This is a genomic window from Denitromonas halophila (assembly GCF_007625155.1).
In the GTDB taxonomy this organism is placed as follows: domain Bacteria; phylum Pseudomonadota; class Gammaproteobacteria; order Burkholderiales; family Rhodocyclaceae; genus Nitrogeniibacter; species Nitrogeniibacter halophilus.
Genome location: NZ_VMNK01000015.1, coordinates 510,273 through 523,144, shown reverse-complemented (window position 1 = coordinate 523,144; position 12,872 = coordinate 510,273). Strand labels below are relative to the sequence as shown.

Annotated in this window: 11 protein-coding genes; 4 read left to right on the top strand and 7 right to left on the bottom strand. The window is 64.1% G+C overall.

All coding sequences use genetic code 11. The annotated features are described in order from the left end of the window. Positions 1–23 precede the first annotated feature (23 nt). Complete coding sequence (locus tag FHP91_RS16845) at positions 24–929, bottom strand: alpha/beta fold hydrolase (RefSeq protein WP_144310667.1); 906 nt, start codon at positions 927–929, stop codon at positions 24–26. Between the two features lie 10 nt (positions 930–939). Beyond that, the gene (locus tag FHP91_RS16840) at positions 940–3,285 is read right to left on the bottom strand and encodes a DNA internalization-related competence protein ComEC/Rec2 (RefSeq protein ID WP_246116349.1); all 2,346 of its coding nucleotides are present in this window, start codon (positions 3,283–3,285) and stop codon (positions 940–942) included. Between the two features lie 83 nt (positions 3,286–3,368). Here FHP91_RS16840 and FHP91_RS16835 point away from each other — a divergent pair, with 83 nt between their 5' ends. After that, positions 3,369–3,935, top strand: a complete 567-nt coding sequence (locus tag FHP91_RS16835; protein ID WP_144310665.1) for a DUF2062 domain-containing protein — start codon at positions 3,369–3,371, stop codon at positions 3,933–3,935. Between the two features lie 32 nt (positions 3,936–3,967). Here FHP91_RS16835 and FHP91_RS16830 read toward each other — a convergent pair whose 3' ends face one another. The 3 genes from FHP91_RS16830 to FHP91_RS16820 form a co-directional block, all read right to left on the bottom strand. Beyond that, entirely contained in the window at positions 3,968–5,989 is a 2,022-nt protein-coding gene (locus tag FHP91_RS16830) for a methyl-accepting chemotaxis protein (protein WP_186301595.1), read from the bottom strand. A gap of 205 nt (positions 5,990–6,194) precedes the next feature. Further along, the gene (lolD, locus tag FHP91_RS16825; RefSeq protein WP_144310664.1) at positions 6,195–6,878 is read right to left on the bottom strand and encodes a lipoprotein-releasing ABC transporter ATP-binding protein LolD; all 684 of its coding nucleotides are present in this window, start codon (positions 6,876–6,878) and stop codon (positions 6,195–6,197) included. Further along, the gene (locus tag FHP91_RS16820; RefSeq protein ID WP_144310663.1) at positions 6,871–8,124 is read right to left on the bottom strand and encodes a lipoprotein-releasing ABC transporter permease subunit; all 1,254 of its coding nucleotides are present in this window, start codon (positions 8,122–8,124) and stop codon (positions 6,871–6,873) included. The genes lolD and FHP91_RS16820 overlap by 8 nt, the downstream gene beginning before the upstream one ends. 134 nt (positions 8,125–8,258) lie before the next feature. Between FHP91_RS16820 and FHP91_RS16815 the strand changes: the two genes are divergently transcribed. From FHP91_RS16815 to FHP91_RS16805, 3 genes are read left to right on the top strand one after another with little or no spacing between them, the layout of a single operon-like run. Then, entirely contained in the window at positions 8,259–9,278 is a 1,020-nt protein-coding gene (locus FHP91_RS16815) for a hypothetical protein (protein WP_144310662.1), read from the top strand. Continuing rightward, entirely contained in the window at positions 9,275–10,966 is a 1,692-nt protein-coding gene (gene recJ, locus FHP91_RS16810; protein WP_144310661.1) for a single-stranded-DNA-specific exonuclease RecJ, read from the top strand. The genes FHP91_RS16815 and recJ overlap by 4 nt, the downstream gene beginning before the upstream one ends. 11 nt (positions 10,967–10,977) lie before the next feature. After that, positions 10,978–11,352: a winged helix-turn-helix domain-containing protein gene (locus tag FHP91_RS16805; protein WP_144310660.1), complete on the top strand. Its 375-nt coding sequence runs from the start codon at positions 10,978–10,980 to the stop codon at positions 11,350–11,352. 37 nt (positions 11,353–11,389) lie between these two features. On the opposite strand, the gene FHP91_RS16800 is transcribed toward FHP91_RS16805, so the two are convergent. After that, entirely contained in the window at positions 11,390–12,100 is a 711-nt protein-coding gene (locus FHP91_RS16800) for an ankyrin repeat domain-containing protein (RefSeq protein WP_144310659.1), read from the bottom strand. A 6-nt stretch (positions 12,101–12,106) separates the two neighbouring features. After that, a complete protein-coding gene (locus FHP91_RS16795; protein WP_144310658.1) occupies positions 12,107–12,871 on the bottom strand; it encodes a TatD family hydrolase in 765 nt (254 codons plus the stop codon). Position 12,872: the final 1 nt, after the last annotated feature.

Here is a 12,872-nt window from a genome sequence, read left to right as displayed (position 1 = left end):
GGCATGCACCGCCTCGCCGGTGATCAGCGACCTGAGTCGGCCAGTAGAAACTGACTGACCGCTTCGATCTGGCGTGCATCCAGCAACATGGGTGCATGACCGATCCCTTCAAACTCCACCAGCGACGCCTTAGGCCCCCGACGGCTCATCTCCTGCGCCGTTTCGTGCAGCAGCAAATCAGACTCCGCGCCGCGGATGACCAGGGTCGGACACGAAATGGCGTCGTACATTGCCCACAAGTCGACGTCGGCGGACAGGGGCGTCTTGCGAAACGCCTCGGCAATGCCCGGATCGTAGACCATGGCCAGCCCGCCATCGACAGCGCTCACCGCATGCTCGGTGAGATGGCGCCACTGTGCGTCGGTCAAGGGCCCGAAAGGCGCACTCACCTCGCGGATGTAGCGTTCTGCCGTATCAAGATCGGCAAAGACCGGTGCAGCGCCCACATACTCCGCAATACGCTCGATGGACTCGACGGTAATCATCGGCCCCACGTCATTGAGCACCAGGCGCTTGATCGGCGTGCCGGGCAAGGACGCCAGGCACATGCCGATCAGCCCGCCCATCGAGGTGCCGACCCAATGCACTTCGGGCACATCCAGCCGCGCGATCAGGGTCACCATATCGGCCACGTATTGCGGAAACCCATACTCCGTTTTGACGCTCAGCCACTCGCTGCGGCCCCGACCGACCACATCGGGGCAGACCACGCGGTAATGCTGCGACAACGCTGCAGCAAGAAAATCGAAATCCCGGCCATTGCGCGTCAAGCCATGCACGCACACCAACACCCGCGGATTCCTCGGGTCACCCCACTCGGTATAGGCCATGCGATGCAGACCGTGTGCGCCGGCGCATTGCACCGTACGATGACGCATCTCCGACGGAGGCGAGCCCATCCAGCCGCTCTGGGATTTCAAAAGATCCATGTTCAAACACTCATTCGACCGAGGCAGAGGACATCAGTCTAGCATCGGCCCGCCTGGGATCTGCACGCTTGCGATGCCAATATCGGGGCCGCTCTGCGTGCTCGCCGCCAAGCCGCGCACCGGTTGTACCCAGCCGCACGGACACCGCCCCTTGCAGGTCGGTACGCCAAATCCGCGCGCCCGCATCGTGCCAACGCTCAAGCACCGTCACCACCGGATGCCCGAACGCATTCCCATAGGCACTGGAGAACACCACATGGTCGGCATTGACCGCCGCCACCAAAGCCTCGGAGGATGCGCTGCGACTGCCGTGGTGAGGCGCCACCACCACCGTGCTTGTCGGCCATCCACCCACCGCAGCCACCGCGCGTTCAGCGCGGGACGACACATCGCCAGGCAACAAGAGTGACCCGCCGGGCACCGAGACATGCAGCACGCACGAACGGTCGTTGTCGTCACGAAACTGCGCATCCGCCGCCGGGTGCAGCCAGCGGAACGTCACACCGTCCCAGATCCAGGCTTTCCCCGCATGGCACGGTGTCGGCGCCGGGCCAGCGCCCAAAGCCACCCCCTGCCCCGTCACAAGACGACGGACGGGAAAGCTGCGCAATACGCTAACGGCGCCGCCGGCGTGGTCCATGTCGTCGTGCGAGACCACCAGCAAATCCAACGTACCGACGCCAGCGTCTTGCAGGTAGGGCACCACATGGCGTTCGCCCGCATCGCCCCCGCGGTAGTAACCGGGGCCGGTGTCGTAGAGCACATCATGCTTGGCGGTACGCACATGCACCGCCAAGCCCTGCCCGACATCAATCACCCGGGCCTCGAACGTACCCGCCGACGGGCGCGGCGGCGACCACAGCAGCACCGGCGCCCACGCCACCCAGCCCAGCACGCGCCACGGCGTACCGCGCGGCATGATGCCCCACAAGGCACCGACCAGGGCAAGCAGCATCAGTGACACTGGCGGCGTTGCCATCGACCAGACCGCGAACGGCAGATCGGCAGCCCAGGTCAGCACGCTCATCAGGTGTTCCATCACAAACGCCGCCATGACCAGGAAGAAATCGCCCGGCAAGAGCGCACCCAGCAATACCAGAGGCACCACAAGAATGCTCACCAGCGGAATCGCCACCGCATTGGCAAGGGGCGACACCAGCGATAGCTGGCCGAACAGCACGAGCAGCAAGGGCGCTGTCAATACCGTGACCGCCAGTTGCGCCGATGCAAACCCCGACACGCGGCCGCGCACACCGTGGCGCCCTGACAACATGAGAATCAACGCACCGACCGCGCCGAACGACAACCAGAAACCGGCTGAAATAACGCACCAGGGGTCGAACACCATCACCCCCAGCAGCGCCAGCAACCAGATACGGCTCGCCGGCGGTCGACGCGACGACAGCAGCGCCACACAGGCGGTCAGCAGCATCAGGACGCTGCGCGTCACCGGCACGCCAAACCCGGCCAGCGCGCCATACGCCAATGCCGCCACGGCGGCAGCCACCACGGTAGCGCGTTGCGCCGGCTGCCATAGCACGGCGCGCGGAATACGCCGCCACAGCCAGCCCACCAAGCCGCCGAAAAGCATCGCCACAATCGACACATGCAGGCCGGAGATCGCCACCAGATGCGCGGTGCCGGTGTTGCGCAGGCTTGACCACGTAGCGTCCGACATGCCGCGCTGATCGCCAACCGCCATGGCAGTGAGCACGCCCGCAATGTCTGGTTCAACACTTCGGTGGATTCGGGCCCGAATCGCGTCGCGCCAACGATCGATACGCGCGCCGACACCCATCGCGACAGGCGCGTCGATCGGCGCCAGTGTGCGCACATACCCCAGCCCACCCACGCCGCGCGCAAACTGCCAACCCGCGTAATCGAATCCATTCGGATTGTGCTGGCCGCGAATCACTTTCAATCGCGCCTCGATCATCAGTCGTTGACCTGGCACGATGGTGGGGATCACCGCCCCCGGCTTGGGATACCAGCTCAGCGACAAACGACTCGGAAGCCCGACCGGGGCCACATCGGGTGCGAACTCAAATCGCAGCCCGTCGTCTGGTCGCCCCGGCAAACCGACCACCGTGCCGATCAAGATGTAAGTTGCGCCATCGAATGCGTCATCGAGCTGATCAGCCAGACGCCACTGCGCACGGAGACTTCCGTAGGCTACGCCGACCGACAGCCCGAGCATCAGGCACAATGCCTGCCGTTGCCACCCGTTGCGCGTGCACCAACATGCCACGGCCACGACCGCGGCAAGAAGGCATAGCCCGGCGCTGCCCCACACAGGCAATACGCTGGCACCGTGCTGAACAATCAGCAATGCCAAAAGCACACCGAAAATTGCCATTTGCATAGGCTGGCACTTTAGCGCGATCCGGCGACTCTTAGACAGATCGCGTGCGAGCCACGCTAGAATCCACGCCAACCACCATGCGAAAACTCCTCAAGCGCGTTCTCCCTGACCACGCCAGCGTGCACAACAACCGCTGGCTGCGCCCCTTGGGCAGCACCCTCCTGCACCCCAGCCTGTGGCACCTCAACCGCCACTCCGCGGCCGGTGCCGTCGCCGTGGGACTTTTCTGTGGGCTGATTCCCGGCCCTTTTCAGATGATCGGTGCCGCGCTCGGATGTGTGGTTTTTCGGGTCAATCTGCCGCTGGCGCTGGTCACGACGCTCTACACCAACCCCTTCACCATCGTCCCGCTCTATCTGCTGGCCTTCACGCTGGGCGACTGGTTGCTCGGCGGCGGCAGCCATTTCGTGGCGCCGCCCGAGATCACCACCATGGCCATCACTCAGTGGATGTCGGCCATGTCGGCCTGGGTGCTGGGGCTTGGTCGCCCCCTGCTGCTCGGGCTGCTGGTGCTCGCCAATGGACTGTCAGTCACGGGCTATCTTGTCGTTCGTGGCGCGTGGCGATTGCACCTGATGCACGCCTGGCACACCCGGCAGAAAAAGCGCCGCGCCAGAAACGACAAGGGCGCGACCGGCACCTGACCGGTCACGCCCCGTTTTGGCTATCGTTGCGCTCAGACTTTGAAGCGCGCCACCTCATCGCTCAAGGAGCGCGCCAGACCCTCCAGCCGCTCAGCCGTGCGGGCGGTATCACGGACCGCGGCACTGTTCTGCTCGCTCATCTGAGCAATCGCCTCGACGTTGCGCGCAATGTCGGTACTTGCGGCACTCTGTTCGCGCAGCGCCGCCGAGATGTCTTCGACCGACACCACCACATTGGCCGCGCCCGCGTTGATCTGCTCCATCGACTCGCCGGCGCGCTTGGTCAGCACCACCCCTTCCTGCACCCGTTCAACACCGCTCTCCATGGTGCCGACCGCTTTTTGCGTGCCGCTCTGGATGGCTTCGACCATGCTGGTGATTTCACCGGTGGCCTTGGCGGTGCGCTCGGCCAGCTTGCGCACCTCATCGGCCACCACCGCGAACCCCCGGCCGGTTTCGCCGGCCCGCGCGGCCTCGATGGCCGCGTTGAGCGCCAGCAGATTGGTTTGCTCGGCAATTTCGCGAATGACATTGACGATGGTCGAAATCTTGCCAGACTGGTCGCCCAGATCACGGATAACCCTCGCCACCTCGTGCACCGACTCGGCGATGCGCTCCATCTCCGTCACCGACTGGCGCACCACGTCACCGCCTTCTTTTGACAGCCGGCCCGAGTCGGCGCTCTGAGTCGATGCCGCCTGCGCATGGCGATTGATCTCATCAATACTGACCGTCATCTCCTCAACAGCAGCCGCCATGCTCGCGGCGGCTTCGCTTTGCCGCTCGGAGCCTTCGGCAACCTGACCGGACCCGATCGCCATTTCACCCGCTGCGGCCCGCAGATCTTCGGCGCTGCGTTTGACCTGGGCGATGATTGCCGCCAATCGTTCCGCCATGCCGTTGAACTGATGCGCCACATCGGACAGCTCATCGCGCGCCGAAAACTCAACGCGTGTGGTGTAGTCACCCAGCGCCATCTGTGTTGTGCCGGCGGTCAGTTCGCGCACCGAACCGACAATCGACAGATACATGCCGACCAACAGGTAGCCGGCGATCAGAATGGTGGTCACAGACACCAGCAGTTCAATCACCAGCAAGCGGGTCAGTTGATCTGCCCGTGCCTTGAGCAAAGCGTCGGTATTGGGAAACAAAGTGCTGTCACTATGGCCGATCAGACTCGAAATGGCTTTGGTTCCCACGGCAAAAAACGCCTCGGGTTTGATATCGAATTTTTGATCAACGATCTGAGCCTGGGTCACATCCCGCAAGTCTTTGTGCGCCGCGGTAATATCTTCGCCGGCCTGCTTCAAAGCGGCCGCCAGCGAGGGGTTTTGGCCTGCAGCGCGGCGGAAGCGGTCCATCAGCGCGTCTTTGGTCACCTCGAGCTGACCGAGCTGGCGAACGATGGATTTTTCGTCATCCAGCGTCAGCACGCCCCGCGCGAGGATGCCTGTACCCATGCCGCGCAAACGGCCGAGACGCTCGGACATTTCAGGCACGGCCGTGAGCAAGGCGCCGATCAGGTTGGCGGCATCGGCATCCGGGTCAAAAGACAGGCGCGACTGCGATCCGATGTCTCCGATCAGAGTGAGCATGTTCTCGATCATCTGCGTGTGGGCCTTGAAGTTGCCACCGCGCTCGTTCGGCGTACCGCCCTTGAGCGGCGCCCACCGGTTCTTGATCTCGCCCCAGGGGCCGGCCAGGTCAAAGTCTGCCCCCGGACCGCTCAGCGCGGCATCGACACCGGCCACCGCCTGCTCAACCTCTTGCGCCAGCGCCGCCACCTTGGGCGCAAGGCTGGTGTCACCGCCTAGCAAACCCGAGGTAGTGCCACGGTGCTGCTGCATTTTGGTCAGCGCCTTGAGGGTCGCATCAAGCACGACGAGGCCGGACTGCTCCTGCGAGGTCATGTCCCGCGACACCTGAATCTGTGAATACAGCTGGAACAACAGAAACATCGACGCAATGGCGGCCGTGCCACCGATAAGCAAAAACTTGGTGGTGTAGCGCAACTGATTGAGCAAGCGCACGGCAGGGGCAAAGAGAACTCGCATAACTGTCTCCAGACAGTGGTCGTATACGAGGGCTATTCACGTCACCGCTTTTTACAACTTGAATCAGCGTTTCTGCATACAGGCAAGGAGCCATTGTGACGCTGAGCCCAAGGACATACGTACCGCGAGGCAACGTTTCTCCGAAGCACCGCATCCCGCGGTGATTTCAGCGGATATCAGCGAGTCCCGATCAGTCAGCCGACGGCTAACTCAACCGTCCGTCGGTCAAGGTCAGCACCCGTTCAGCGCGCGCTGCGAGTTGCACGTCGTGCGTCACGATGACAAAGCTCGTGCCTTCGGCGGCGTTGAGTTCGAGCATCAGGTCAAACACCGCGCCGGCCGTTTTGCTGTCCAGGTTGCCGGTCGGCTCATCGGCCAGCACGCAGGCCGGACGCGTGACCAGCGCCCGGGCAATCGCCGCACGCTGGCGCTCGCCGCCCGAGAGCTCACCGGGCGTATGGCTGACGCGATGCCCCAAGCCCACCCGCTCGAGCATCTCGGCCGCCTTGGCGTCCGCCTCGGCACGCGGCATACGGCGGATATACAAGGGCATGGCCACGTTTTCCAGCGCCGAGAACTCGGGCAGCAAGTGGTGAAACTGATACACGAAGCCGAGCGCATGGTTTCGCAGCCGCCCGCGTGCCGCATCAGACAGCCGCGACACATCACCACCATTCACGCTCACCCGCCCCGCCGTGGGCGCATCGAGCCCGCCGAGCAGATGCAGCAGCGTGCTCTTGCCGGAGCCGGACGCGCCCACAATCGCAATCCGCTCGCCTCGGGCGACGGAAAACGACACGTCCTTGAGCACCTCGACCGCATCGGCGCCTTCACGAAAGCGCTTCGACAAGCCTTCGCAGGCCAGCACCGGTGGCGTTGATTTACTCATAGCGCAGCGCCTCCGCCGGATTCACTCGCGAGCCGCGCCAGCTCGGGTACAAAGTCGCGATCAGGGTCAGGACGAACGATACCGAGGTAATGGTGATCACGTCGGCCGGCAGGACTTTGGACGGCATTTCAGTCACGTAGTAGATCTCTTTATTCCATAGGGTGGTGCCGAGCACACCCTCGAGTGCTGGAATCACCACATCCAGATTCGTGGCCAGCGCGATGCCGCCAATCACGCCCGCAATCAGGCCAACGACACCAATGATCGCGCCCTGCAGGATGAAGATGCTCATGATCGATCCGGGGCTGGCACCGAGGGTGCGCAAAATGGCGATGTCGGCGGTTTTCTCCTGCACCGCCATCACCAAAGTCGACACAATATTGAACGCCGCCACGGCGACGATCAGGAACAGGATGATGGACATCATCTTTTTCTCCAGCGCCACGGCACGGAAGAAGTTGGCATGGCTGCTGGTCCAGTCGGATAGCACGGTGCGGGTGTCGTAGCGATTGGCCAGCTCGCGGATCACGCGCGGCGCGGCAAACAAGTCGTCGAGCTTCAGGCGCACGCCACTGACGCGGTCACCCATGCGATACAGCACTTGCGCATCGTTCAGATGAATCAGCGCCAGACCGGCATCGAACTCGTACATGCCTGCTTCAAAAATACCCACCACGGTGAATTGCTTGAGCCGCGGCAAGACTGCCGCCGGCGTGACCAGGCCTTGCGGCGCGATCAAGGTCACCTTGTCGCCGGTACGCGCACCGAGCGCCCGCGCCAGATCGACGCCAAGCACAATCCCGAAGCCGCCGGCCTGCAGCCCGTCGAGCGTCCCCACGCGCATGGTCTTGCTGAAATCGGCCACGCGGTCCTCTTCGGCAGGCAAAATACCGCGCACCATCACGCCGCGCACATTCTGGTCAAACGACAGCATGCCCTGCGCCTGCACAAACGGTGCGGTCCCTTGAACATTGGGATGCTCCGCCGCGGTCTGCGCGGCCTGCTGCCAGGCCTCCATGTCACCCGCTGTGCCGGTCACCTGCGCGTGCGAGGCAACCCCTAGAATCCGGGTGCGCAGCTCTTCCTGAAAGCCGTTCATTACCGACAGCACCACAATCAGGGCGGCCACGCCCAGCGCAATGCCCAGCATCGACACCAGGGAAATGAAGGAAATAAACTGGTTGCGCCCCTGCGCCCGCTTTCGCGAGCGGGTATAGCGCAAACCGATTAGCGTTTCATATCGCATCGGGCAATCGGCCTCGAATCAACAAGGTCGCCATTGTGCCCAATGTCGGCCAACGATGCGATGCAGCGTGCTCAGCCCGGCAAGGCAAAAGACCGCTGCATGCTAGAATCGGCGCCTGCTTTCGGGTCATAAACATGCATCTTCACCTGCTCGTTCCCGGCCTGATCTGGCCCAGTATTCATGCCCGCGGTTTTGCCCACACGCTCACGCTGCCGGCCTTGTCGCGCCTGCTCGGCGTCGGCCGCCACCGCGCCGAACCGGCCGAAACGCCGGAACAGACCTGGGCGCGATTCTTCAACACCGACACCGCCACGCTCGCCGATGCGCCCCTGCGCCGTTGGGGAGAGGCCGACGCCCTGCGCGTCGACACGCCGCTGCTGTGCGCCGACCCGAGCCACCTGCACTTTGCCGGCAGCCATCTGCTGCTGACCGATGCGGGCGAGTTAGCCATCACCCGCGACGAGGCCGACGCGCTGCTCGACGCGCTCAATGCCGAGTTCGCCGATATCGGCCGATTCGAAGCGCCGACGCCGGATCGCTGGTATCTGCATCCCACGCATCCACCCACCGCACAACTATCACGCCTGTCGGCCACCACCGGCCGGCCGATCGTGCACTACCTGCCGAGCAATGGCGACGCGCTCGTCTGGCAGCGCACCATGAACGAGATCCAGGTGGTGCTGCACAATCACCCGATCAATCGCACCCGCGAAGCCGCCGGCCAACGCGCCATCAACAGCGTGTGGTTCTGGGGCGCAGGGAGTTTGCCGGCGTCACTGACACCGCCGGCCCAACACATCGCGGCAAGCTCACCGCTGGTACGCGGCATGGCCCGCGCGGCCGGGCGCGAACCCACGCGACCGGCCACCTTCGCCGACCTGCCCGCCGGCGACGCGCTGGTCGAATTGCCGGACGCCTACCATGCAAGCCTCTACCTCGATCTCGATCCCTGGCAAGCCGCCGTGCTTGATCTCGAACAGCGCTGGTTTGCCCCCGCGCTCGCCGCTCTCAAAGCCGGCACGGTGAAGACACTGACGCTGACGATCCCTGACGAACGCGGCGGTCGGCAGATCACGCTCTCCAAGCGCCACCTGTGGTGCTTCTGGCGCAAGCCCCAATCGCTCGAAACCTTCACCCTGGCCAATTACTCATGACACGCATCGTGCCCCGCAAGGCCAACCCCGCCACCGTCCGCCGACTGGCCGAGTCCGGCCTCCACCCGACGCTGGCCCGGCTGTACGCGGCGCGCGGCATTACGGCGGCGAGCGAACTCGACGACGCGCTCGCCAAGCTCATTCCGCCAACCCAACTGCAGGGCGTGTCTGACGCCGCCATCCTGCTCGCCGACGCCATCGAGGCCGGCGCGCGCATGCTGATCGTCGCCGACTATGACTGCGACGGCGCCACCGCCTGCGCCGTGGCCGTGCGCGGACTGCGCGCCATGGGCGCCGACGTGGCGTATCTGGTGCCCAATCGCTTCGAATACGGCTATGGCCTCACCCCGGCCATCGTCCAGCTTGCCGCGCAAAGCGAACCCGACCTGATCATTACCGTCGACAACGGCATCGCCAGCATCGACGGTGTCGAAGAGGCCCGCTCGCTCGGCATCGCCACGCTGATCACCGACCACCACCTGCCGGGCGACGCGCTGCCGGCCGCCGACGTGATCGTCAATCCCAACCAGCCCGGCTGCAGCTTTCCGAGCAAGGCGCTGGCCGGCGTGGGCGTGATGTTCTACACCTTGCTGGCGCTGCGCGCCGAGCTGCGCACCCGCGGCGCGTTTGACGACGGCAAGGGGCCGAATCTGGCCACGCTGCTCGATCTGGTCGCACTCGGCACGGTCGCCGACGTGGTGCCACTCGATCGCAACAACCGCATTCTGGTATCGCAAGGGCTGGCCCGCATGCGCGCCGGCCAGATGTGCGCCGGCGTGCGCGCCCTGTTCAGCGCGGCCGGCCGCGAGCCGACACGCGCCAGCACCTTCGATATGGGCTTCGGCCTTGGCCCGCGCCTGAACGCGGCCGGTCGTCTGGCCGACATGTCGCTGGGCATTGAATGCCTGATCACCGATGACATTGCCCGCGCGATGAATATTGCGCAGGAGCTCGACCGCCTCAACCGCGAGCGCCGCAGCATCGAGGCCGACATGCAGTCCGACGCCATGCTCACCCTCGACAGTTTCGATCCGGGCGAGCGTGCCAGCATCACCTTGTTTGAGCCGAGCTGGCATCAAGGCGTGATCGGCATCGTTGCAGGGCGTATCAAGGAGAAATTCCACCGGCCGGTGGTGGCCTTCGCGCCGGGTGACGACGGCCAGATCAAAGGCTCGGGCCGCTCGATTGCCGGCCTGCATCTGCGCGACGCACTCGATCTGGTCAGCAAGCAGATGCCCGACCTGATTCTCAAATTCGGCGGCCACGCCATGGCCGCCGGCCTGACGATTCGCGCCGAAGACTTCGAACGCTTCTCTGCCGCCTTCGAGGCGGTGGTGAAGGCCATGATCGACCCGGCCGATCTCACCCGCCGGGTCGACACCGACGGCCCGCTCGAAACCGGCTACATGACGCTCGAGACCGCCCGCCATCTCGAAAACGCGATATGGGGGCAGAGCTTCCCGGCGCCGGTGTTCGACGATGTGTTCGAAGTCGACAACCAGCGCCTGCTCAAGGACCGCCACCTCAAGCTGGCGCTGCGCAAGAACAACACCCGCTTCGAAGCCATTTTCTTCAACTACGCCGAGCCGGTGCCAGCTTCGATTCACGCGGCCTATCGGCTATCGGTGAATGAATACAATGGCGTCAGCTCGGTACAGCTGATGATCGAGCACATCGAACCCGCCTGAGGACCGCCGCCATGACCGCCCGCCTCCGTCACCAAGTCCGCATCATGCTCGATGACAAAATCGCGCTCGGACCCGGCAAAGCCACCCTGCTCGAAGCCATCGGCCGTCATGGCTCGATCTCGGCCGCGGCGCGCGAAATGGGTATGTCCTACACTCGCGCCTGGGCCTTGGTCGACGCGATGAATCGCTGCTTTCGGCAGCCGGTGGTGCTCACGGTAACGGGAGGGAAGCGTGGCGGTGGCGCGGAGGTATCGGCCACGGGCCATGAAGTGCTGCGCCAGTATCGCGCCATGGAAAAGGCCGCCAATGCAGCGCTGGATGGCCCTTTTGATGGGCTACGCCCGCTGCTGCGCGATCAGGCCGAGCCCTCGGACAACAGCGCCTGAGGTGTCAGGCAGCACCGCAACAGCGGTGCGACCCAGCTTACTCGATCACTACGCGCAGCGTGCCGCCCGCAGGCTTCGGCTTTGCCTGCGCCGGGGCGACTTTCAAAACGGAAGGCACGCGACGCTCGAGCAGTTCGGCAATGTCGGTATTGCCGTTCTCCAGCGCCCAGCTGTGCGCGGTGCGATTCTGGTCATTCACCACGTTGGTGTCCGCGCCACGATCGAGCAGCAGCTTCACGATCTCGATATGGCCATTGCGCGCGGCAAACATCAAGGGCGTTGCCAGATTGGGCGCGCGCTGATTGATATCGGCACCGCGCTCAATCAGCAAGCGCGCGATATCGGTCTGCCCCTGAAAAGCAGCGTAGATCAGCGGCGTCCAGCCATCGTGATTGATCGGCGCGCCGGCGGCGAGGAGACGCTCGACAATCGGCTGATACCCCTTGAGCACAGCCATCATCATCGCGCTGTCGCCGGCCGGATTGCGCTTGCCCGCACGGGCGCCGCTGCGCAGCAGCAGGTCTACCGCTTCCAACTGGCCTTCGCGGGCGGCGAGCATCAGCAAGGTATTGCCACTCGCATCGACGGTGTCGGCCTCCAGCCCCTGACGCAGCAACTCGGTCAGCTCGCCGGTATCGCCCATGCGTGCCGCGTTGATGGAATCATCGTAGGCGCCGGCCAGCGCCGACTGGGCGGCCATCGAGAAAAGCAGCGTCAGGCCCAGGGCCGCGCGTTTAAAAAGGAGCATGTCGCCTCACACAATCTTGAACAGTGTTCTGAAATTCTCGGTCGTCTGCCGTGCAATCGTTTCGACCGGGACATCGCGCAACTCGGCGATGTGTTCTGCGACATGTTTGACGAAGCCGGGTTCATTCTGCTTTCCGCGATGTGGCACCGGCGCAAGGTAGGGCGCGTCGGTTTCGATCAGCATCCGGTCCAACGGCACATAACGCGCGACTTCCTTCAAAGCCTTGGCGTTCTTGAAGGTGACGATACCGGAGAAGGAGATGTAAAAGCCCAGATCGAGTGCCGCTTCGGCCACTGCCTGGGTTTCTGTAAAACAATGCATCACGCCGCCCGGCACCGACGCGTTCTCCTCGCGCATCAGGCGCAAGGTGTCCTCGGCAGAGTCGCGAGTGTGAATGATCAGCGGCTTGTTGCAGGCATTGGCCGCCCGGATATGCGTCCGGAAACGCTCGCGCTGCCACTCGGGTTTGTCTTTGTGCCAATAGTAGTCCAGCCCGGTTTCGCCAATGGCCACCACGCGCGGATGCGCCGCGAGCGCCAACAAACGGGCGACATCGGGCTCTTCACAGTCATTGTTGTCTGGGTGCACACCGACTGACGCATACAGATGCGGGTAGGCCTCGGCCAGCGCCAGCACGCGCGGAAAGGTTTCGAGTTTGACGCTGACACACAAGGCCTGATCGACCGTGTTCTGCGCCATCAGCGCGAGGATCTCGTCCTTGCGCTCGATGAGTTCGGGGAAATCCAGGTGGCAGTGAGAATCAACAAACATG